Raw genomic sequence first — 20,683 nt, forward strand, 5'->3', positions numbered from 1 at the left:
GGGACCCCACGCCGCGCGCACTCATAGAACTCATGGAACTCATGGAACCCATAGAACCCATGGAACTCATGACTCGTGACTCGTGATGAGATCTGCGACGGCGAGTGCTTGAAGTTGAAAAAACCCTACGCGTCACGCCCACCCCACCCGCACCTCCTGATGCCAAGGAACGGTGAATTCCCTGTGGGGATCGGGCAATTCGGGTAACCCGAAAGTAACTCCCTGTACACGCTGTTACAGCACGCTGGCGCCCGGTACCGGCCCGGCCGCCACCCGTACGGCACGACAGGTGCCGGACGCCGAGAGCGCCTCCGCGACCTCCCGCGCGGCCACCGCGTCCCGGGCGAGAAACGCCGTCGTCGGACCGGAGCCCGAGACCAGAGCGGTCAGGGCACCGGCAGCGCGGCCGGCGGCGAGGGTGTCTGCGAGAGCGGGAAAAAGGGAAAGGGCGGCAGGCTGAAGGTCGTTGGAGACGCTGGCGGCGAGGGCATCCGGGTCACCCTTGGCGAGCGCGTCGAGCAGCTCGGGCGAGGCGACGGGCACAGGAACCTCACTGTCAGCGACCGCGACCAGCCGGTCGAACTCCCGGAAGACGGCGGGCGTCGACAGCCCGCGCTCGGCCATGGCGAACACCCAGTGGAAGTCGCCGCCGGTCTCCAGAACGGTCAGCTTCTCCCCACGCCCGATCCCAAGTGCGGCCCCACCGACAAGACTGAACGGCACATCGCTGCCCAACTCGGCGCAGATGTCGAGGAGTTCGACGCGAGAGGCGCCGGTCCCCCAGAGCGCGTCGCAGGCGAGCAGCGCACCGGCGCCGTCCGCACTGCCGCCCGCCATCCCGCCGGCGACGGGGATGTCCTTGGCGATGTGGATGTGCACGGCGGGCGTACGGCCGTACCGCTCGGCAAGCGCGACGGCGGCGCGGGCGGCGAGATTCGTACCGTCGAGGGGCACTTGGGCGGCGTCGGGCCCGTCACAAGTGATCCGCAGCTCATCGGCAGGCGTGACGGTGACCTCGTCGAAGAGTCCAACGGCGAGGAAGACGTTGGCGAGGTCGTGGAAGCCGTCGGGGCGGGCGGCACCGACCGCGAGCTGGACGTTGACCTTGGCGGGAACCCGTACGGTGACGCTCACAGCTGTCCGGACTCCTCGTCGTCAGTGCTCTTCTCCTGAACCTTGTTCTCCGCGACCTTGTTCTCCGCGACCTTGTTCTCCGCGATACGGACGAAGTCCTCGACGCCGATGGACTCGCCGCGGGCCTGCGGGGAGACACCGGCGGCGACGAGGGCGGTCTCGGCGGCGGCGGCCGATCCGGCCCACCCGGCGAGCGCGGCGCGCAGGGTCTTGCGCCGCTGGGCGAAGGCGGCGTCGACGACGGCGAACACTTCGAGCCGCGAGGCGGTCGTCTTGAGCGGCTCGGCACGCCGGACGAGGGAGACGAGCCCGCTGTCGACGTTGGGCGCGGGCCAGAAGACGTTACGGCCGATGGAACCGGCCCGCTTGACCTCGGCGTACCAGTTGGCCTTGACGGAGGGCACTCCGTACACCTTGGACCCGGGCCCGGCGGCGAGCCGATCAGCGACCTCCGCCTGCACCATCACCAGCGTCCGCTCGATGCTCGGAAACATCTCCAGCATGTGCAGCAGCACAGGCACGGCGACGTTGTACGGCAGATTGGCGACCAGTGCGGTGGGCGGGGGGCCCGGCAGTTCGGTGACGCGCATGGCGTCGGAGTGCACGAGGGAGAACCGGTCGGCGCGGGTCGGCATCCGGGCGGCGACGGTGGCGGGCAGCGCGCCCGCGAGCACGTCGTCGATCTCGACAGCCACGACCCGGTCGGCGGCCTCCAGCAGCGCCAGGGTGAGGGACCCGAGCCCCGGCCCGACCTCGACGACCACGTCGTCGGTCCGCACATCGGCGGTGCGGACGATACGGCGGACGGTGTTGGCGTCGATGACGAAGTTCTGCCCGCGCTGCTTGGTGGGCCGGACGCCGAGGACATCGGCCAGCTCACGGATGTCGGCGGGGCCGAGGAGGGCGTCGGAGGAGGCGTCGGGGGCGGGGCTGGTACTCACGGGTCCAGGGTACGGGGGGTGGGGGGTGGGTTCGCGCAGTCGGGCCCGGGGGTGGTGTGAGGCCGCGGTGTGAGGTCGGGGCCGTTGTCAGTGGCTGCGCCTAGGGTGCTTGGCGTGGGCATGTCCGGGGCCGGTCTCGAACCCGTCCACAAATTCTGAGCAGGCATTTTTATGCCGTGCTTACATTGATCGTCGCGCTCGGCGGACCCTGACCAGTCCGTATGCCGCGTGCGTCCATCGGCGACCGGGGGGACACCGTCGCCACGGGGAGGGGGACTTCGTCGTGCCGCGAATCCGGCTGTTCACGCATGCCTGTCCGCCCTGCGCCTGGCGTTTCTGACCACGCCTGTCCCTCAACGACGAAAGGGGTCCACTTTTGCGTTCCAGACCGAGCTTTCCGCTTTTACCGAAACGGCCCTCACGACGAAAAGGCCCATTCTTCGCACGCACCGTGCCGCTTGTTGTGTCGGTCGCGGTGCTGGCCGGTATTGCCGCCCGGCCGGACCTGGTCGTGGCCGACCGACAGCCCGATCCCGTACTGGCGGCCGACAGCTACGACGGTTTCGACAGTGCCGCCGCGCAGCAGCTGCGGCAGGACCAGTGCCTCATGGCGGGAGTGCTGCGGCTGGGCGGGCCGGGCATGTTCACCACCGCGCAGGACGCGCTCAACCAGACCCCGGACAAGCTGCACACGGCGGCGAACCGGGAACGCTGGAACGATACGCCGCTGGCCAAGGCGTTCGACCAGGACAAAGACGCGGCAGGTACGGAAAACAGCGCGCTCCGCGCCCGTCCCGGCGAGTGGAAGAAGCCGCTGTCGGGTCTGTCGTACCCGGGCGGGTTCAAGAACGTCGCGGATTTCCAGGACCCGCCAGGGCTGCCCGGCAGCGAGGAGCGGGACTTCTTCGATCAGGTCGGTCTCGGGCCGTGGATCGGGGACCGGATGTGGCTCGACGAGGAAGGCTTCTACGAGGACCCGACGCCGAAGGCCGACGAGGCCACGGTCAAGGCGGTCGGGGATCTCGGTACCCCGCTGTACGCCAGGGATCCCGATCCGACGGGGCTCTCCCAGGAACAGTGGGAGCAGGTCTACGCCGAGCATCAGGCCTGGGACAGCCTGGTCAACCGGGGCCTGGAGCCCACGGGTTCGGACAACGCACGGCTCTTCCTGGCGTCGGGCGGGTTCCCGCGTACGGCCGCCGAGCCGGGAACGGTCGAATACCGGCTCGCGGTCGAGGACCTGAAGACGCGGTTCGCGGCGTGCGCGTGGCGCGGGCCGGTCGACCCGAACAAGGTGCTGGGCAAGCAGGTGGCCGCCGCGTCGGCGGAGTGGCAGCAGGAGATCGCCGCGCAGGCCGCGCCCCGCAACCAGATCCTGAACGCCAACCGTGACGCGGTGAAGGCGCTCGCGGCCGGCTCCAAGGCGCTCGGCGAGATGCTCGGCCAGTCCTGGATCGCCGACCACCTCACCCGCTGGCAGGACTACTGGTCCGCCGGTGGTCCCGGCTGGATCGGCGACAGCCCGATGGCCGTGCATCTGTACGCCGCGCCCGGCAAGTGCCTGGAGGTCGGGGCGAGTGCCACGGCCAGCGGTACGCCGGTGCAGATCTACACCTGCAACGCGACCGCCGGGCAGAAGTGGGAGATCCGCGGCGACGCGATCGTCAACGTGGCGTCCGGCAAGTGCCTGGACGTGAACAACGCGGGCACCGCCAACGGCACCGGCGTATGGATCTGGCCGTGCAACCAGAGCGGCGCCCAGCAGTGGGAGTACGACACCCACGCGACGACGCGGCTGTTCAACAAGGGCACCGGCAAGTGCCTGGACCTGCACACCTACGACAACGGGCGCGACGCCTGGATGTGGGACTGCAACGGCACGGACCCGCAGAAGTTCGACATCACCCCGTCCGGTCACAACGGGACCGACGATCTGGACTATCCGACGGCGGCCCAGTTCACCAAGGCGAAGTCGGGCATCGCTGCCGCTCAGGCCGAGGCGAAGAAGCAGCTCGATGCGATCAAGGCGCAGGCCGCTGCCGCGAAGAAGGCGGCCACCGCTTCGGACACGGCCGAGCAGGCGTCGTACACGATCGCCGACCAGGCGGGGGCGCCGCGGGGGCGCGGACTGCTGGTCGGCCAGCAGAAGGCGCAGGTCACGAAGGCGTCTTCGGCGGCTCTGGACGCGCTCGTGCAGGCCGGTGAGACCGCGTACGCCGCGACTCGGGCCGCTGCCGGTGACAGCAAGACCATCGCTGCCCGCGCACTGACCCAGGCCGCCGCGTCGAAGGCCGCGTTCCGCACGGCCGCGGCGAACCAGGCACGGGCGCAGGCGAAGGCCGCCGCCGACGCTGCCGCCGTACAGGCGAACGACGCGAAGGCCGCCCGGGATCGGGCCAAGACCAAGCTGACGGAGACGCAGCAGGCCGAGGCGGACGCGAAGGCCGCCGCTGCCACCGCGTATGCCCGCCGCCTGGACGCGGAGAAGGAAGAGCTGACGGCGAAGGCGGAGAAGGAGACCGCCGCCGCCAAGCAGGCCGAAGCCGCCCAGCACAAGGCGAACGCCCAGTCCGAGGCGGCAAAGGCGATGGAGGCCAAGGACAAGGCCGAGGCCGCCGAGGCCACGGCGGTCGGGAGGCGGAACGCCGCTGTCACGGCCCGTGACAACGCCAGGGCCGAGCGGGACGACGCGTGGGAGGCCGAGCAGAGGGCCGACGCCGCGCGGGCGAAGGCGGACGCGAAGGCCGCGTACGCCGATTCCCTGGACGCGGGCGAGGAGGCGGACGCCGCCCGCACGGCTGCCGACCAGGCCGGCACGTATGCGACGGACGCCGAGGCGGCTGCCACACGGGCACGTTCCGAGGCCGACGCCGCCACCCGGGCGGCAGCCGACGCGGACGCGGCGGCCACTCGCGCCGAGGCCGCCGCCAAGCGGGCCCGTTCCGCCTCCGACGCGGCGAACGCCGCCAAGCTGAAGGCGGAGGCAGCGGTCAGGACCGCGACCAGCGCGGCGGCGGACGCCATCCAGGCGTCCAGGTCGGCCGCGTCCTCGGCCCGTACCGCGGTCCAACTGGCCGACGAGGCCGGGAAACACGCCGCCGACGCGAAGAAGCAGGCCGACGCGGCCAGGGCCGAGGCCGCCACGGCGGTCGCGGGTGCGGCGGAGGCCGCCGGTCACGCGTACACGACGGCGCAGGCGGCGGACGACGCCCGCAATGCGGCGCAGCAGGTGGCGGCTCCGGCGAACGACGCGATCCAGCTGGGCTCGCCGTACATCACGACGGACTCGGCGGCGGGCCTGGCGGTCCTGACCGGCCAGTCGACGAAGACGATCGCCGAGCAGCAGGTGGCGGTCGCGGCAGCGCACGAGGCGAACGCGGCGAAGGCCGCCGCGCAGGCGCAGAGCGTCGCGAACGCGGCGACGGGCGACGCGAAGGCGGCTCTCGTCCTGGCGTCCGAGGCCGCGGGGTTCGCGGCGAACGCCCGCAAGTCCGCCAAGGACGCGCTCGGTTACGCGGCCGAGGCGGCCACGTACGCGGCCGATGCACAGAAGTCACTGGCCCGCACGATCGAGTACGACCGCCAGGCGACGGAGGACGCGGCAGCGGCCGACCGTTCCGCAGGGCGCGCCGAGGGCCACGCCAAGGACGCGCGCGACTCCGCCGACCAGGCGGCCCTCGACGCGTCGGCCGCCCGCACGGCAGCGGCCGAGGCAGAGCAGGCCGCGAGAGATGCCCGCGCGGCAGCCGACCGCGCCGACGCCGCGGCCACCGAGGCCGAGGAGGCGGCGAAGGACGCCGACAGGTACGCCAGGGAGGCGCAGGAAGCGGCCGACAGCGCCGAGAAGGCCGCGAAGGCGCAGCAGATCGAGACCGGGACGGTCCCGGACGAGGCCGGCGGACTCATCGGTGGTGTGTTCTACGTCGTCGACCACATCGAGAAGGTCGGCGAACCGAAGGTCCTGAAGAAGAGCGAGGGCTGCGACGGCTGGTGGGACCAGCTGTTCTACGACGGCGATTGCACGATGACCCAGAAGATCGGGTACAAGGCCAGCCTCGACCTGTACATGTGCACCTCGCAGGTATGGGCGAACACGTGCCCCTCCGCGGACACGCTGTACCTGGGCGAGCACAAGACGGACACGCTGTACAACGAGGTGACGCACACCATCACGATTGGGGAGTACCAGGCGGGCGTCGATCCCGTCGACATCCTCTTCGGCAGCTGGATCCGATGCGCCCAGAAGCTCACCCCGGGTGGTGAGAACGGGACTTGGGGCGGTTGCGCCTGGGCCGTGGTGGATGTGGTGTCACTGTTCGCAGGCAAGATCATCCGCCCCATCGCGGACGCCGTCCGGGCAATGGACGGTGCCGTCAGGACCGGGATCGGATTCATCGACGCGTGGGCGGCCCTGCGCTCCCTCCGGTTGTCCGAGGTGGCTGTCGCGGGCATCGCCAGCAAGATCATGCAGGCGATGTTCAAGGCGTGCGAATCAGCCACTTCGAGGGCGTTGCCGACCGTCGGCACCCGGGTGCTCGCTGCCCAGAGTTCGTCACAGGAGTGCATAGAGAGGGTCCTCAGGGACCTGGTGAAGGACGGAGACCACATCGTCCTCGGCATCAACCCCCGTGCTGACGACCTGGCGATGGAGATCGGCGCCAGAACGTTCAACAACAAGGTCTACGGCACGGATCTGCCACGGGGCATGGGGATGGGCGAGCGTCCGATCTGGACGGTCGGAGTCGAAAGGACGGTGTCCAACCCCAACGTGCGGTTGACGGTCTCACTGGACGGCGTCGCCGGCGCCACCAACGCCGACGACGCGCTCAAACTGCTCCTGGAGCGGGGTGAGACGATCAAAGGCAGCGACTGGGCGACGATCAGGTCCGACGGCTACGGCACCGCGTGGGAGATGATAAAGCTGCGCACCGCGGTCAGGCTGGGCGACCGTAACTGGACGTCGATCGAGTGGCAGTTGGGCGGCAAGCAGGTCTACCCCGAGCGCTTCAAGCTGGCCAACGGGGATCCGGTGCCGTGATCAAGAGAGGGGCTTCGGGCATGACCGATTTCATCCGTACCGGGAGGCTGTTCCGAGTGGTCGGGTTCAACCCGTCTCACCGGCAGCTCTTCCTGAAGAGCGAAGCAACGCTGATCGACGGGACCTCGACCCACATCGAGGTGTATATCGGCCACGTAGAACTGATGCTCCTGCAGCCTTACTACCGCAATGGCCTACACATCAGGCGCGCCAGTCCGGAGGAGTTCGCGGTGCTGGCGGAGCGGCACCGGCTGAAGCCCGACGATGCGGCCTACACCTGGATGCTGGACCCTGACGGCGACAGCTTCGTCGTCGGGAGCATCCCGAACTGGCGCGAGGCGGAGTACGCGCTGATGGGCGGCCGGGAGTCGTTGTACGACGGCCCCTGGCCGCCGGACTTCCCGACGGATTCGGGGAACGTCGGCTGACGCCTCGGCGCCAGGGACGTACAAGGTGAGGGCGGCACCCGTATCGCGGGGGCCGCCCTCAGTTACGGGGAGGCCGCGACAGCGGACCAATCGGGCGCGGTGGTCTACGTCGAGCCCGACGCCAAGCCGCACCGGCTTCGGCGGGGCAGGCGCCGAGTGGAAGTGGCCGCCCGACCAGGTTGAGGCCGTGCATTTGCTCCTGACGGACAATTGCAAGAGCGTCTTCACACAGGTCTCGCTTATAACCGCAGATCAAGGACCGTTACCGGCCTGCGATTCCTATGATTTCACTTTTGAATCGGCTTTTTCAGGGATGCTCGGAACCGCGTCATGCCTGGTGCTGTCTGTAGAGTCGGACCCACCGAAAGGGGGAGCGAATGGCTCAGGAATGCGGCTGGCGGGCTTTCCTCACCGCGCTCTTCGCTCTCTGCCGTTCTGGTCGCCGGCGGTGCCACGGCGGCCGTCGCCGCCCCCGCCGCGGCCCCCGCGAAGCCCGCGATCACCGTCAAGGCGAGCGCCGTCAAGATCAAGCTCGGCGACCCGGTCACCTTCACCGGCCACGCCACCGGCATCGCGTCCGGCAGCAAGGTCACCCTCCAGCTGAAGGACGGCGCCAAGTGGGTGTCGCTGCCGGTGACCGCCAAGCTCAACAAGGACGGCAACTACAAGCTGGCCAACAAGTTCCAGGAGAAGGGCCGTGAGGTCCTGCGCGTCAAGGACGGCGCCACCGTCTCCAAGTCGGTTGCCGTCACCATAGGTTGAGATCGGTGACGGCGACTGCCCCACCCCGTTGGAGCCGGGGTGGGGCAGTCGTCGTGAATCCTATGGTTCTACTCCGGGAGTTCGAGCATGGGTTCACCGCAGGACTGGCACTCGGCGTAGACGTCGAGGTCGTTGAGTATCTCGGCGTACTCGGGGTGCCCCTTGAGCGCCGCCGTGGCGGCTAGCAGATAGCGGGTCGCGATCTGGTCGTGCTCCCCCGTGACCAGCGTCTCCGCCAGCAGGGTCAACGCCTCGGGGAGCGCACGACGGTAGGCGTCCGCGATGTCGTCGGGCAGGTCGTCCGGGACCTCGCCGAGGTCACCGGAGCACATGGCCACGAGGCCGATGACGTAGAGGTAGTCGTCGCGGTCGGCGGCGGGCAGGGCGCGCGCGATGGTGACGAGGTGGGGCACCGAGGCGTACGCCGCCGGCCAGGCGGTGCCCTCTGAACACAGGTACGGCCACAGGTCGTTGAACCGCCCACCGGACTCGGGGTGGTCCACGAGATACCGCAACTCGTCGGGCACGAAGGGCGCGTCCTCCGCACCTTTGCCCTCGGACCAGCCTCGGTGGTCGAGGGCGGGCCAGCGCGGGTCGTCCAGAGAAATCATGGGCGAAAGTGTAGGCGGGGGCCCGAGTTTCAGGGTGCCGGCCTCAACGGGGGTTCAGCGCACGCCTGGCATCGACGGTGTCCCTCGGGCCGCTGGCCCCGACGGTGGTTGAGGAGGTCTTGCACGGTTCTCCTCAAGGGTTTGGGTCGCCCTCCTGACGAGCCAGAGACCCCGGAGGTGCAGCAGCAACGGGGTCTGTCTGCGGCCGAACCTTCGTCGCGTTGCCAACCTGGTTGAGAACAGGCTGAGTTGGCGGGGGCTGGGCGCGGGACGAGGCGAAGCTCCTGGTTGGATGGGTTGGCGAACAAGTCCAGGCAGACGAAGGATGGGTCTCATGGAAACGACACAGGGCCAGCCGGTGGGGCACGAGGACATCCAGGTCCCCTCGGGACGGACCAGGTGGTGGGTGGTCGCCCTCATCCTGGGTCTGCCGGCACTTCTCGTCATTGGCTTCATCGCCATGGTCGCGATCTGGGTGCTGACCGACGACTCGTCCGAGACCGAGCAGCGGCCTCCCCACTCTCTTCAGGTGAGCGTGGGAGACGCATGGCCCGGAGGCGCTCCTACCTCGGCCTGACCCCCACGTCACCACACCAGTTCAGGGTGCCGAACGGGCGTTTCGGATGGGCGACTTGACGGACTCGATGAAGGGGGCGAAGGCGCCGGCGGCGAAGGTGAGGGTCGCTCGGGCCGGGGTCTTGGAGTCGCGGACGGCTATCCGGGCACGACGGTAGGCGATCTCGACGCAGGCGTCGCCCTGGCCGCCCCCGGAGAAGGACGACTTCTGCCACGTGTCGGGGGTGGTCATGTCCCTACAGCTCCTTCGCCAGCCGGTGGATGAAGTCACGCGAACGCTCGGGGTCGAGTGACACTGCCTCCACCCTACGGAAGAGCGTTCGATAGCGGCCAAGTTGGGCCTCGGCGTCGATGAACACGGGGCCATTGGGCCCGTCGCGTACGACAGTGTCCAGTCTGGGGACGACGCCGCCCGCGTACACCATCGTGCTCCCGGCCCCGCCGAAGTCGTCCAGGTCGAAGGGGATGACGCGCACGGTGATGTGGTCGGCCCCGGAGAGTTCCAGGACGCGGGTGAGCTGAGCCCGTGTCGTGGACCGGTCGCCGACCCTGATGCGCAGCGCCGCTTCGTGGATCACAGTCTCGTACGGGATCGGGTCCGGGCGCTCGATGATGACCTTCCGCTTCATACGGTGTTCCACCCAGCGCGCCACTTCGCTCTCCGGGAACTCCGGGTTGACGTACGAGAAGAGCGCCCGGGCATAGTCCTCGGTCTGGAGCAGGCCGGGGACGTGCAGGAAATCCATGTCCCACCGGCAACGGGCATGGTGCTCCAACTCGGCCAACTCCAGGAACGGCGTGGGCAGTTGGCCTCGGTCCTCCTCCCACCAGCCGCGCGTGCGGTCTCTCGCCATCGCCACCAGGGCGTCGATCAACTCGCCATCCGTACAGGCGTAATTGGCGGCGAGGTGGCGCAGCCGCTTCTCGCTCACGCCGGTGAGGCCGGATTCGATCTGGCTGATCTGAGCGGAGCTCACTCCGAGCAGTTCTGCCGCATCGCGGGCGGCCAGTCCCGCGGCGTCTCGAAGCTTGCGCAGTTCGACTGCCAGACGCATCTGACGTGCTGTTGGCTCGCGCCTCAACACCATCGACCGTTCCTCTCAACACGCCTGCGGGTGCGACTCGTTCGGGGTCAGGCTACGCGATCCGCTTGCAAAACTTAAAAAGTTAAGTCTACTCTCAGTGATGCGACGCACACTCTGCGGAACCCCGGGACCCCGGAAGCGCACCGCAACCCTCCACCACCGAACGGGAGTTGACGCATGCCCGAAACCGACAAGGCCCCCCAGCCCGCCCCCTGGGAGTACTCCCTCTACATCCCCAACGACCCCCGAGCCGTCACCATCAGTCGCCGCACCCTCCGCCTCATCCTGACCATGCACGGACTCATCAGCCTCGTCGACACCGCCGAACTCCTCGCCGCCGAGCTGGTGGCCAACGCCGTACGGCACACCGAGGGCCCCGCCGCCCTCCGCGTCCGCTGGCGGGCCGGCGTGCTCCGCATCGGGGCCTGGGACGCCGATCCCCAACCACCGCAGCCGCCCCAGGAGTTGAGCCAGCTCGTCAGCTCAGAGGACGGACGGGGTATGGGCATGATCCAGGCCTGTTCCGACCTCTGGGGATGGCAGCCGCTCTCCCGGTTCGGGCATCGGGGCAAGTACGTCTGGTGCGAACTCGCCTGCGCCTAACCGCAACCACAGTCCGAGAAGACCCGCTCAGCCATGCAATCGCACCCCGCAATGCGGCCAAGGCCCCGCCCCCCGCTTCACATACAGCTTCTTCGCGCGGAACGTCTGTTCACTCGCCGTCGCGTCCTGTGGCCGCCCCGCACCCCCCAGGCTCTGCCAGGTCTGCGTGTCGAACTGGTACAGCCCCCCGTACGTCCCCGAGGGGTCCACGGCACCGGGGCGCCCCCCGGACTCGCACGCTGCCAGCGACCCCCAGTCCAGACCATCCGCCCCCCGCACCGACGTCGGCAGCGGTTTCGCGCCCACCCTCACCAGCTGCGCCCTCGGTTCACGGACCACCTCCGTCCGTACCCGGCGCGGTTTCCCCTTCACGCCGTTGACCGTGCGCACCGCGAAGGTCACCCGGCGCAGGCCCGGGCGGCCCGCCTGGTCGACCACCTCCGTGCCCTTGAACAAGGACATGTCCTGGGTGCGACGCACGTCGTAGGGGATCGGCTCCTCGCGTACCTCCTTCGTGCCCGTCACCCGCAGCACCGTCACCGTCTGGCCGTCGCGCGGGAAGCTCGCGGCGGCCACCGAGATCGTGTCCTCGCCGCGGAGCGTGATCCCGGCCTCCTCCACCGCCTCGCCGACCGTCGCCACGTTCGTCCGGATCGTGCGGGCCCGCCCGTCCGCCATGATCGTCACCGTGCGCTCGGTGCGGACGTCGATGGTGAGCCCTTGCCGACCGATCCTCTGGGAGCGCGCGAGCGACAAGTACGCGCCCTCCGCGCGCACCCCGAGCTGTCTGAGTGCCTCGTCCACCGTCCGTGCTGTCGTCCACACCTCGCGCCGTTCACCGTCCAGAGTGATCCGTACGGGTCGCCCGTAGCGGACGCGGACCTCGTCGCCGCTGGCCAGCGCGGTGCCCGGCGCGGGGGCGACGACGTCGTGGGCGCCGACCGCGACCCCCTCGTCGGCCAGCAGTTCGGTCACGTCGTCGGCGAAGGTGTGCAGGGTGCGCGGCTTGCCGTCGACGCTCAGTTCGATCGCCTTGTCCTCGGCGACGAAGGCCGTCGTACCGCCCGCCAGGAAGGCCACGACGAGCGCCTGCGGGAGCAGCCTGCGGATGGCGTCCGGCCGTTCGGAACCCTTGCGGCGCCTGGCCGCCCGGCGGTCCCGGGCCCTCCCTCCGGCCGCCTGCTGAGGGAGTGTCGGCGGCGGCTCGTAGGCGGGCCGATACGTGTCCTCGTACGGCAGCGGCAGCGGCACCGTCACCGGCCCCGGCACCGACATCCCGTACGCCACCGTCTCGGCGCTGTGCGGGTCGTACGGCTCATAGGGCTGCGGCTGCTGCGGCTGCTGCGGCTGCTGTGTTCCGCTGACGGTGCTGTACGTCTCGTACGGCGGCGAACTGCTCACGACGACACGCTCCAGGTTCCGGCGACGGGCACCAGAACCTAGCGGAGCGGCCGTCACTCTCCAAAGCGACGCGACTACGGAGCGTCAATGTACGTGAGTGCGTGTCAGTAATCGAAGGCGCGTGCGGTGTTCGTCGCGATCGCCGTCGCCAGGGTGTCCTCGTCGATGCCGCGTACGTCGGCCATCGCCCGCAGGGTGATCGGGATGAGGTAGGGAGCGTTGGGGCGGCCCCGGTACGGCGCCGGGGTCAGGAAGGGGGCGTCGGTCTCCACCAGGACCAGCTCCAGGGGGGCCACGGCCAGCGCGTCGCGCAGTGGCTGGGCGTTCTTGAAGGTCATGTTGCCGGCGAAGGACATGAAGTAGCCGTTCGCCGCGCACACCTCGGCCATCTCCGCGTCGCCGGAGTAGCAGTGGAAGACGGTCCGCTCGGGGGCGCCCTCCTCCTTCAGCACCCGCAGGACGTCCGCGTGGGCGTCCCGGTCGTGGATGACCAGCGCCTTGCCGTGCCGCTTGGCGATCTCGATGTGGGCGCGGAAGGACCGTTCCTGGGCCGACTTCCCCTCCGGGCCGGTACGGAAGTAGTCGAGCCCCGTCTCGCCCACGCCCCTTACCTGCGGGAGCCCGGCCAGCCGGTCGATCTCCGCCAGCGCCTCGTCCAGGGCCGCGTCCCCGCCGGGGACCCGCGCGCCCTGCCGGGACCAGCCGTCCGGATCGCCGTGGACGATCCGGGGGGCCTCGTTCGGGTGCAGGGCGACGGTCGCGTGGACGTTCTCGTACGTGGCCGCCGTCTCGGCCGCCCACCGGGAGCCCTTGATGTCACAGCCGACCTGGACGACCGTCGTCACCCCGACCGACGCGGCCTTGGCAAGCCCTTCCGCGACGCTCCCGGACTGCATGTCGAGATGAGTGTGAGAATCGGCCACCGCCACACGGAGGGGCTCGGGCAGAGGCGGCGCTTCGGACTTGGCAGACATGCCCCGATCCTACGAACGGGCGCACACCCCGCGCCCCTCAGGGGCGCGGGGAACTGCGCGACCAGCCCCCACCGGGGCCGCGGCCGACAAACCACCCAGCCGCCGGGACTAACTGGCCTTGCGATGGAACGGGTGAAGAAGATCCGAGAAGTGCCAGTGATGCGGCTCCTGCGGCACACCGGCTTCACCGGCCTCACCGGCCTCACCGGCCTCCGCAGCAGCGCCCCCCACCGGCCCCGCCGGCTTCGGCACCCGCCGCACAGACTTCTGCACCGCCGACACCTGCCCCGCACGCATGATGCGCACCACGTGGTTGTCGCAGTTCTGGCAGGTGGGCCGGGTCAGCGGCGACGGCACGACCCGGCCGTCCGCCACGTACATCACCATGTCGGCACCATTGCCGTCGGTGTGGTGCTCGATCTCGTACGACTGTTCCCAGCCGTGCCCGCAGCGCATGCAGGCGAAGGAATACGACTCGTGAACGACGGCGGTGGCCGTGCTGCGGTGGCCGGTGATCTCGCTCATGCCAGCTCCTCTTGTCCGCTGGACACGGGACGGGTGCGTCCCTGTGAACCAGTGGACGCCTCCACCGGCGTGAAGGCATCAGCCCCTGTCGACTGTTGAAGGCGTTTTGGGTATTCCTTGTGGGAACAGCCCTGGTCCGAGGCCTGGGCTTTGCCTTTCGCCTTACTCTTTTGCCCGGTTATGGCACCCGCGGATGCGTATCGCTCTTCACGGCGTTCTTATCCCCCACGAACGGCGTTCTTGTCCGCCACCACCGCGTCGAACACCTCCCGCTTGGGCACCCCCACCTCGGCCGCGACCGCCGCGATGGCCTCCTTGCGCCGCTCCCCCGCCTCCTCGCGCACCCGCACCCGCCGTACCAGTTCCTCGGCGCCGAGATCCCCCGCGCCCTTCTCGGGGGCGCCCTCGACGACGACGGTGATCTCACCCCGTACGCCCTCGGCCGCCCACTCCGCCAGCTCGGCCAGCGGGCCGCGCTTGACCTCCTCGTACGTCTTCGTCAGCTCGCGGCAGACGGCGGCCCGGCGGTCGGACCCGAACACCTCCGCCATGGCGGCGAGGGTGTCGTCGAGGCGGTGCGGGGCCTCGAAGTAGACGAGCGTGCGCCGCTCCTCCGCCACTTCCCGCAGCCTCGACAGCCGTTCGCCCGCCTTCCTCGGCAGGAAGCCCTCGAAGCAGAAGCGGTCGACGGGCAGCCCGGAGAGCGCGAGCGCGGTGAGAACGGCGGACGGGCCGGGTACGGCCGTCACCTTGATGTCCTTCTCCACGGCGGCGGCCACCAGCCGGTACCCGGGGTCGGAGACGGACGGCATGCCCGCGTCGGTCACCAGCAGCACCCGCGAGCCGCCGACCAACGCCTCCACCAGCTCAGGAGTACGCGCAGCCTCGTTGCCCTCGAAGTACGACACCACGCGCCCCTTGGGCTGCACCCCGAGCGCCTGCGTGAGCCGGCGCAGCCGTCGGGTGTCCTCGGCCGCGATGACGTCGGCGCCGGACAGCTCCGCCGCGAGCCGGGGCGGTGCGTCCGTGATGTCGCCGATGGGGGTGCCCGCCAAAACCAGTGTTCCTGTCACGTTTCCATTCTCCCAGGGCCCCAAGGACCCCTTACACGGGACGCACACAGCGCTGTTCCCTACGATGGCGCGGTGACCAGTACCGCGCCCTCCACGGACACCCGGCATAGCGCATCCTCGCCAGAGCAGCGGCCGTCGTGGCAACAGCGGCTGCGCCGCTACGGATACACGGCGAAGCCGAGAAGCGACGTCCGGGACCGGCTGGTGCCGCCGTACACCGAGCCGAGCCCCCGGCTGTGGGCGACCCTCGGGGTGCCGCCGGCCCTCTCCGACCGGATCAACCGCTGGTCGGGCTGGGGCGGCCCGCTGCTGGTGACGCTCCTCGCGGGCCTGCTGCGCTTCTGGGACCTGGGCAATCCGAAGCGGGTGATGTTCGACGAGACGTACTACGCGAAGGACGCTTGGGGTCTCATCCACCGCGGCTTCGAGGTCAACTGGGACAAGAACGTCAACGACCTGATCCTGAAGTCCGACGGGAACGTCCCGATCCCGTCCGACCCGGCCTATGTCGTGCATCCGCCCGTCGGCAAGTACATGATCGGCCTCGGCGAATGGATGTTCGGGTTCAATCCGTTCGGCTGGCGCTTCATGACGGCGCTGCTGGGCACGCTGTCCGTCCTGATCCTCTGCCGGATCGGCCGCCGTCTGTTCCGCTCGACCTTCCTGGGCTGCCTGGCGGGGACGCTGATGGCCGTGGACGGCCTCGCCTTCGTGATGAGCCGCACCTCGCTGCTCGACGGCGTCCTGCAGTTCTTCGTCCTCGCCGCCTTCGGCTGTCTGATCATCGACCGCGACAAGGCCCGCGAACGGCTTGCGGCGGCGCTACCGCCGGACGCCGACGGTGTCGTACGCCCGGACGCGCACGTCGCCGAGACGACCCGCTTCGGCTTCCGCCCGTGGCGCTGGGCGGCGGGCCTGATGCTGGGCCTGGCCATCGGCACGAAGTGGAACGGCCTGTACATCCTGGTCGCGTTCTGTGTGATGGCGGTGCTGTGGGACGTCGGCACGCGCAAGGTCGCTGGCGCCCGCCACCCGTACGAGGCGGTCATCAAGCGGGACCTGGGCTGGGCGTTCCTGGCGACGGTCCCGGTGGCGATCTTCACGTACATCCTGTCCTGGACGGCCTGGATCCTCTCCCCGTCCGACGGCACCGGCGGCTACTACCGCAACTGGGCGGCCACCGAGGGCAAGGGCGGCAGCTGGACCTGGCTGTTCCCGGACTGGTTGCGCAGCCTCTGGCACTACGAGCACGCGGTGTACGAGTTCCACGTGAACCTGCACTCCCCGCACAACTACCAGTCCAACCCGTGGAGTTGGCTGGTCCTGGGCCGCCCGGTCTCGTTCTTCTACGAGTCCCCCGCACCCGGCAAGGACGGCTGCCCGACCGACGCCGGCGAGCAGTGCGCCCGCGAGGTCCTGGCGCTCGGAACCCCCCTGCTGTGGTGGGCGTCCTGCTTCGCGGTCCTGTACGTCCTGTGGCGCTGGCTGTTCCGGCGCGACTGGCGGGCGGGCGCGATCGCCGGCGCCATCGCGGCGGGCTACCTCCCCTGGTTCATGTACCAGGAGCGCACGATCTTCTTCTTCTACGCGATCGTCTTCCTGCCCTTCCTCTGCCTGGCCGTGGCGATGATGATCGGCGCGATCGTCGGCCCACCGGGGTCGAGCGAACGCCGCCGGGTCGCGGGGGCGGCGGGCGCGGGAGTGCTGGTGCTGCTGATCGCGTGGAACTTCATCTACTTTTGGCCGCTGTACACGGGGACGGCGATTCCGCTCGATTCATGGCGTTCGCGGATGTGGTTGGACACCTGGGTCTAGTCACTCTTCAGACAAGATGCAGGCAAGATGACGGCAACTCCCCTCACAGCAGCCCCTCAGGCCACTTACAGTGCTGTGGCCAACGGGGAGGGAAGTACACATGCGCAAGGGAGCGAAGGCCGCCGTCATCGGGACCGTCTTCACGGTGATGGTCGGTGGGGCCGGGTACGGCGCGTTCAACATCGTGTCCGCGCTCAGCGAGGACGGCGGTACGGGCGTGAAGACCGGGCCGCCGTCGGAGGACGAGATCGCCGAGGCCAGCAAGGACTTCTTCACAGCCTGGGAGAAGGGGCAGGCGCAGGCCGCCGCCGATCTCACCAACAACGCGATACCCGCGAAGAACCTGCTCACCGGGTACAGCGCGGACGCGCACATCACCGGGGTGAAGATCACCCCCGGGACGGCCACCGGCGCGACCGTGCCCTTCTCGGTGAAGGCCACGGTGTCGTACGAGGGGAAGACGAAGCCCCTCGCGTACAGCAGCAAGCTGACCATCGTGCGGGGTACGACGACCGGGAAGGCGCTGGTCGACTGGAAACCGTCGGTCGTCCATCCCGACCTCGCCGTCTCCGGGGACAAGCTGGTCACCGGGGAGGCCGCGAACCCGCCGATCGAGGCCGTGGACCGGGACGGCAAGGTGCTGACCAAGGAGAAGTACCCGTCGCTGGGGCCGATCCTGGACACCCTGCGGGCGCGCTACGGCGACAAGGCGGGCGGTACGCCGGGCATCGAGCTGATGGTCAGGCACGCGGACACCGAGACGGCCGACACCTCGCTGCTGACCCTCTCCGAGGGCACCCCGGGCAAGCTCCCGACGACCCTGAGCGCGAGCGCCCAGGCCGCCGCCGAGAAGGCGGTGCTCAAGTTCTCGGAGTCGTCCGTGGTCGCCGTACAGCCGAGCACGGGTGAGGTGCTGGCGGTCGCCAACCACCGTACGGACCAGTTCAACGCGGCCTTCGAGGGCACGTTGGCGCCCGGCTCCACGATGAAGATCCTCACCTCGGCGATGCTGATCGACAACGGTGTCGCGACGATGAACAGTCCGGCGCCCTGCACACCGACCGCGGTCTGGCAGAGCCAGACCTTCAGCAACCTCAAGGGCATGGAGCCGAACGAGGGCGCCACCCTCGCCAATGACTTCCTGCGCTCCTGCAACACCGGTTTCATCAAGCTGATCGACGGCACCGAGGCGAACCCGCTCACCGACGAGTCGCTGACGACCGAGGCCCAGGAGCGGTTCGGGCTCGGGCAGGACAACTGGAAGACCGGGATCACCTCCTTCGACGGCAGCGTCCCGGCCTCCCCCGGCCCGGACCGCGCGGCCAACGCGATCGGGCAGGGCCAGGTCCAGATGAGCCCGCTGAACATGGCGTCGGTGACGGCGACGGCGATCACGGGCGAGTTCCGGCAGCCGTATCTCGTATCGCCCGACCTGGACGACCGTGAGCTGGCGACGGCGAAGGGGCTCCCGGCGAGTACGTCCGCGCAGCTCAAGGAGATGATGCGGATGACGGCGACCCAGGGCACCGCCCAGGAGGCCATGGCCGGGCTGAAGGGTGACATCGGCGCGAAGACCGGGTCCGCCGAGGTCGACGGGCAGGCGAAGTCCAACAGCTGGTTCACCGGATTCCGGGGTGACATCGCGGCGGCGGCCATGACCCAGGAGGGCGGACACGGCGGCGACGCGGCCGGTCCGATTGTCGCAGCCGTGCTACGGACCGGCGGCTGAACTCACCCGCACAGGACGGGACTCTAGGGTGGTCGTTGTCGTTGAGGTGAATGAGGGCAACGGGGACCCTGGGGATTACCGCGGAGGATCGGGAGCTGTGGGCAAGAGGGGCAAGAAGAAGGCCGTCGCCGAGCGACAGAGCGCACGGAAGACCAGGCCCGCCGTGATCGGCGGGATGATCGCCGTGGTCGTCGGCGGCGCCGGTCTCGGCGTCTACGCGCTGTACGGCGGCGGAGCGGCGGCCGAGGACGGCTCCTCGACGGCCACCACGGCCGACCAGAAGCCGAAGGTGCCGACGGGCCCGGTGTCGGCGACGCAGGTCAAGGCGGTCGCCACGCAGTTCCTGACGGCATGGCAGACGGGCAAGGTCGCCCAGGCGGCGGCGGCAACGAACGACACGACCACCGCGGCCACAACGCTCCTCACCGGCTACACCAAGGACGCCCACATCACCGGCGTGACGATCACTCCGGGCGTGGCGACGGGCGCCAAGGTGCCCTTCTCGGTCAAGGGCACGGTGACGTTCGGCGGTACGAGCAAGCCGCTGGCGTACACCGGCGCCCTGACCGTGGTCCGCCGTACGTCCGACGGAAAGCCGCTGGTCGACTGGCACGCGTCGGTGATCCACCCCGACCTGGCCGACGGCGACAAGCTGCTCACCGGGGAGGCGGGCACCCCGCCGATCAAGGCGGTCGACCGGGACGGCGGCGAACTGACGCTCGCCAAGTACCCGTCCCTGGGCACGGTCCTGGACAGCCTCCGGGAGAAGTACGGCAAGAAGGCCGGCGGCAAGGCGGGCATCGAGCTGCGGGTCGTGCGCGGTACGGCGTCCAAGGCGGCGAAGTCGGCCGACAAGACGCTGCTGGAGCTGAGCAAGGGCACGCCCGGTGTGGTGAAGACGACGCTGAGCCCGGGGCTTCAGGCGGCGGCGGAGGAGCAGGTCGCGAAGAAGGCGAAGTCGTCCGTGGTCCTCATCCGCCCCTCGACGGGCGAGATCCTGGCGGTGGCGAACCAGTCCCACGGCTTCAACACGGCGTTCCAGGGTTCGCTCGCGCCCGGTTCGACGATGAAGGTGATCACGTCGTCGCTGCTGATCGAGAAGGAGCTGGCGTCGGCGGACAAGGTGCACCCTTGCCCGAAGTACTCGACGTACGGCGGCTGGAAGTTCCAGAACGACGACAAGTTCGAGATCAAGGGCGGCACGTTCAAGGCGAGTTTCGCGCGGTCCTGCAACACGGCCTTCATCAGCCAGGCCAAGGAACTCGACAACGACAGCCTGACCAAGCAGGCGCAGCAGGTGTTCGGGCTCGGCATGGACAACTGGGCGGTCGGGGTCTCGACCTTCGACGGGTCGGTGCCGGTGCAGTCGCAGGCGCAGATGGCGGCGTCGTTGATCGGGCAGGGCGGGGTGCGGATGAACCCGCTGAACATGGCGTCGGTGGCGGCGACGGTGGAGTCCGGGGTGTTCCGGCAGCCGTACCTGGTGTCGGCGGACGTGGACGGCCGTACTTTGGCGAGCGCGTCCCGGACGATGTCGGCGTCGACGCTCTCTCAGCTCCGGGAGCTGATGCAGTACACGGCGGCGTACGGGACGGCGGCTGAGGCGATGGCTGGGCTTGGCCCGGACTACGGGGCGAAGACGGGGTCCGCGGAGGTCGACGGCCAGGAGAAGCCGAACGGGTGGTTCACGGCGTACCGGGGGGATCTGGCGGGCGCGGGTGTGGTGGTGCAGGGCGGACACGGGGGGAGCACGGCGGGGCCGATCGTGGCGGCACTGCTGAAGGCTGGGGGGTAGTTTTCCTCGCCCCCGCCGCCCCTAACCGTCCCATCCCTGGGGGCTCCGCCCCCAGACCCCCGCTATCGGCCTGAACGGCCTCGTCCTCAAACGCCGGACGGGCTGGATGTGGTGCCGGCCGGGGCTTGATCCTTCAGCCCGTCCGGCGTTTGAGGACGAGCGCGTAGCGCGATACGGGGGTTCGGGGGCGGAG

Annotated in this window: 17 protein-coding genes; 8 read left to right on the forward strand and 9 right to left on the reverse strand. The window is 69.6% G+C overall.

Going from position 1 to position 20,683, the window contains the following annotated elements; translation table 11 throughout:
• Positions 1-234 precede the first annotated feature (234 nt).
• Together ACFYXF_RS26595 and rsmA are read right to left on the reverse strand one after the other, a co-directional pair.
• Positions 235-1,134 (reverse strand): 4-(cytidine 5'-diphospho)-2-C-methyl-D-erythritol kinase, encoded by a 900-nt coding sequence (locus tag ACFYXF_RS26595; protein WP_389352964.1) that lies wholly within the window; start codon positions 1,132-1,134, stop codon positions 235-237.
• The gene (gene rsmA / locus ACFYXF_RS26600) at positions 1,131-2,075 is read right to left on the reverse strand and encodes a 16S rRNA (adenine(1518)-N(6)/adenine(1519)-N(6))-dimethyltransferase RsmA (protein ID WP_389352965.1); all 945 of its coding nucleotides are present in this window, start codon (positions 2,073-2,075) and stop codon (positions 1,131-1,133) included. The genes ACFYXF_RS26595 and rsmA overlap by 4 nt, the downstream gene beginning before the upstream one ends.
• Positions 2,076-2,682: 607 nt before the next feature.
• Between rsmA and ACFYXF_RS26605 the strand changes: the two genes are divergently transcribed.
• The 3 genes from ACFYXF_RS26605 (at position 2,683) to ACFYXF_RS26615 (ending at position 8,303) form a co-directional block, all read left to right on the forward strand.
• On the forward strand, positions 2,683-7,113 hold the full coding sequence (locus ACFYXF_RS26605) for a polymorphic toxin type 27 domain-containing protein (protein WP_389353332.1): 4,431 nt from the start codon (positions 2,683-2,685) through the stop codon (positions 7,111-7,113).
• 20 nt (positions 7,114-7,133) lie between these two features.
• Positions 7,134-7,541 carry a hypothetical protein gene (locus ACFYXF_RS26610; RefSeq protein WP_389352967.1) on the forward strand — a complete coding sequence of 136 codons (408 nt, stop codon included), beginning with the start codon at positions 7,134-7,136 and terminating at the stop codon, positions 7,539-7,541.
• Between the two features lie 330 nt (positions 7,542-7,871).
• Positions 7,872-8,303 carry a hypothetical protein gene (locus ACFYXF_RS26615; RefSeq protein ID WP_389352969.1) on the forward strand — a complete coding sequence of 144 codons (432 nt, stop codon included), beginning with the start codon at positions 7,872-7,874 and terminating at the stop codon, positions 8,301-8,303.
• Positions 8,304-8,371: 68 nt separating this feature from the next.
• Here ACFYXF_RS26615 and ACFYXF_RS26620 read toward each other — a convergent pair whose 3' ends face one another.
• Complete coding sequence (locus tag ACFYXF_RS26620; RefSeq protein ID WP_389352971.1) at positions 8,372-8,914, reverse strand: hypothetical protein; 543 nt, start codon at positions 8,912-8,914, stop codon at positions 8,372-8,374.
• A 334-nt stretch (positions 8,915-9,248) separates the two neighbouring features.
• Here ACFYXF_RS26620 and ACFYXF_RS26625 point away from each other — a divergent pair, with 334 nt between their 5' ends.
• Positions 9,249-9,491 carry a hypothetical protein gene (locus ACFYXF_RS26625; RefSeq protein WP_389352972.1) on the forward strand — a complete coding sequence of 81 codons (243 nt, stop codon included), beginning with the start codon at positions 9,249-9,251 and terminating at the stop codon, positions 9,489-9,491.
• A 21-nt stretch (positions 9,492-9,512) separates the two neighbouring features.
• Here the strand turns inward: ACFYXF_RS26625 and ACFYXF_RS26630 are convergent, their stop codons facing one another.
• Both ACFYXF_RS26630 and ACFYXF_RS26635 read right to left on the reverse strand, forming a co-directional pair.
• Positions 9,513-9,722: a DUF397 domain-containing protein gene (locus ACFYXF_RS26630; protein ID WP_389352974.1), complete on the reverse strand. Its 210-nt coding sequence runs from the start codon at positions 9,720-9,722 to the stop codon at positions 9,513-9,515.
• Between the two features lie 4 nt (positions 9,723-9,726).
• Positions 9,727-10,578: a helix-turn-helix domain-containing protein gene (locus ACFYXF_RS26635; RefSeq protein WP_389352976.1), complete on the reverse strand. Its 852-nt coding sequence runs from the start codon at positions 10,576-10,578 to the stop codon at positions 9,727-9,729.
• Positions 10,579-10,752: 174 nt separating this feature from the next.
• Between ACFYXF_RS26635 and ACFYXF_RS26640 the strand changes: the two genes are divergently transcribed.
• Positions 10,753-11,178, forward strand: coding sequence for an ATP-binding protein (locus tag ACFYXF_RS26640; protein ID WP_389352977.1), 426 nt, complete (start codon positions 10,753-10,755; stop codon positions 11,176-11,178).
• A gap of 27 nt (positions 11,179-11,205) precedes the next feature.
• Here the strand turns inward: ACFYXF_RS26640 and ACFYXF_RS26645 are convergent, their stop codons facing one another.
• The 4 genes from ACFYXF_RS26645 to rsmI form a co-directional block, all read right to left on the reverse strand.
• Complete coding sequence (locus ACFYXF_RS26645) at positions 11,206-12,579, reverse strand: ubiquitin-like domain-containing protein (protein WP_389352979.1); 1,374 nt, start codon at positions 12,577-12,579, stop codon at positions 11,206-11,208.
• A gap of 104 nt (positions 12,580-12,683) precedes the next feature.
• The gene (locus ACFYXF_RS26650; protein ID WP_389352981.1) at positions 12,684-13,553 is read right to left on the reverse strand and encodes a TatD family hydrolase; all 870 of its coding nucleotides are present in this window, start codon (positions 13,551-13,553) and stop codon (positions 12,684-12,686) included.
• A gap of 108 nt (positions 13,554-13,661) precedes the next feature.
• Positions 13,662-14,078, reverse strand: a complete 417-nt coding sequence (locus ACFYXF_RS26655; protein ID WP_389352983.1) for a hypothetical protein — start codon at positions 14,076-14,078, stop codon at positions 13,662-13,664.
• A 218-nt stretch (positions 14,079-14,296) separates the two neighbouring features.
• Positions 14,297-15,151 carry a 16S rRNA (cytidine(1402)-2'-O)-methyltransferase gene (gene rsmI / locus ACFYXF_RS26660; RefSeq protein WP_389352985.1) on the reverse strand — a complete coding sequence of 285 codons (855 nt, stop codon included), beginning with the start codon at positions 15,149-15,151 and terminating at the stop codon, positions 14,297-14,299.
• A 72-nt stretch (positions 15,152-15,223) separates the two neighbouring features.
• Between rsmI and ACFYXF_RS26665 the strand changes: the two genes are divergently transcribed.
• From ACFYXF_RS26665 to ACFYXF_RS26675, 3 genes are all read left to right on the forward strand, one after another.
• Positions 15,224-16,966, forward strand: coding sequence for a dolichyl-phosphate-mannose--protein mannosyltransferase (locus ACFYXF_RS26665; protein WP_389352986.1), 1,743 nt, complete (start codon positions 15,224-15,226; stop codon positions 16,964-16,966).
• 100 nt (positions 16,967-17,066) lie between these two features.
• The gene (locus tag ACFYXF_RS26670; protein WP_389352988.1) at positions 17,067-18,695 is read left to right on the forward strand and encodes a penicillin-binding transpeptidase domain-containing protein; all 1,629 of its coding nucleotides are present in this window, start codon (positions 17,067-17,069) and stop codon (positions 18,693-18,695) included.
• Positions 18,696-18,870: 175 nt separating this feature from the next.
• On the forward strand, positions 18,871-20,490 hold the full coding sequence (locus tag ACFYXF_RS26675; protein WP_389353334.1) for a penicillin-binding transpeptidase domain-containing protein: 1,620 nt from the start codon (positions 18,871-18,873) through the stop codon (positions 20,488-20,490).
• The last annotated feature ends 193 nt before the right edge of the window (positions 20,491-20,683 follow it).

It is taken from the genome of Streptomyces sp. NPDC002680, from assembly GCF_042889145.1.
GTDB lineage: Bacteria > Actinomycetota > Actinomycetes > Streptomycetales > Streptomycetaceae > Streptomyces > Streptomyces adonidis.

Coding starts and splice junctions, on each gene's coding strand:
- ACFYXF_RS26605 (WP_389353332.1), top strand. CDS start 2,683: ATGGCGGGAGTGCTGCGGCTGGGCGGGCCGGGCATGTTCACCACCGCG.
- ACFYXF_RS26610 (WP_389352967.1), top strand. CDS start 7,134: ATGACCGATTTCATCCGTACCGGGAGGCTGTTCCGAGTGGTCGGGTTC.
- ACFYXF_RS26615 (WP_389352969.1), top strand. CDS start 7,872: ATGCCTGGTGCTGTCTGTAGAGTCGGACCCACCGAAAGGGGGAGCGAA.
- ACFYXF_RS26620 (WP_389352971.1), bottom strand. CDS start 8,914: ATGATTTCTCTGGACGACCCGCGCTGGCCCGCCCTCGACCACCGAGGC.
- ACFYXF_RS26625 (WP_389352972.1), top strand. CDS start 9,249: ATGGAAACGACACAGGGCCAGCCGGTGGGGCACGAGGACATCCAGGTC.
- ACFYXF_RS26630 (WP_389352974.1), bottom strand. CDS start 9,722: ATGACCACCCCCGACACGTGGCAGAAGTCGTCCTTCTCCGGGGGCGGC.
- ACFYXF_RS26635 (WP_389352976.1), bottom strand. CDS start 10,578: ATGGTGTTGAGGCGCGAGCCAACAGCACGTCAGATGCGTCTGGCAGTC.
- ACFYXF_RS26640 (WP_389352977.1), top strand. CDS start 10,753: ATGCCCGAAACCGACAAGGCCCCCCAGCCCGCCCCCTGGGAGTACTCC.
- ACFYXF_RS26650 (WP_389352981.1), bottom strand. CDS start 13,553: ATGTCTGCCAAGTCCGAAGCGCCGCCTCTGCCCGAGCCCCTCCGTGTG.
- ACFYXF_RS26655 (WP_389352983.1), bottom strand. CDS start 14,078: ATGAGCGAGATCACCGGCCACCGCAGCACGGCCACCGCCGTCGTTCAC.
- ACFYXF_RS26670 (WP_389352988.1), top strand. CDS start 17,067: ATGCGCAAGGGAGCGAAGGCCGCCGTCATCGGGACCGTCTTCACGGTG.
- ACFYXF_RS26675 (WP_389353334.1), top strand. CDS start 18,871: ATGATCGCCGTGGTCGTCGGCGGCGCCGGTCTCGGCGTCTACGCGCTG.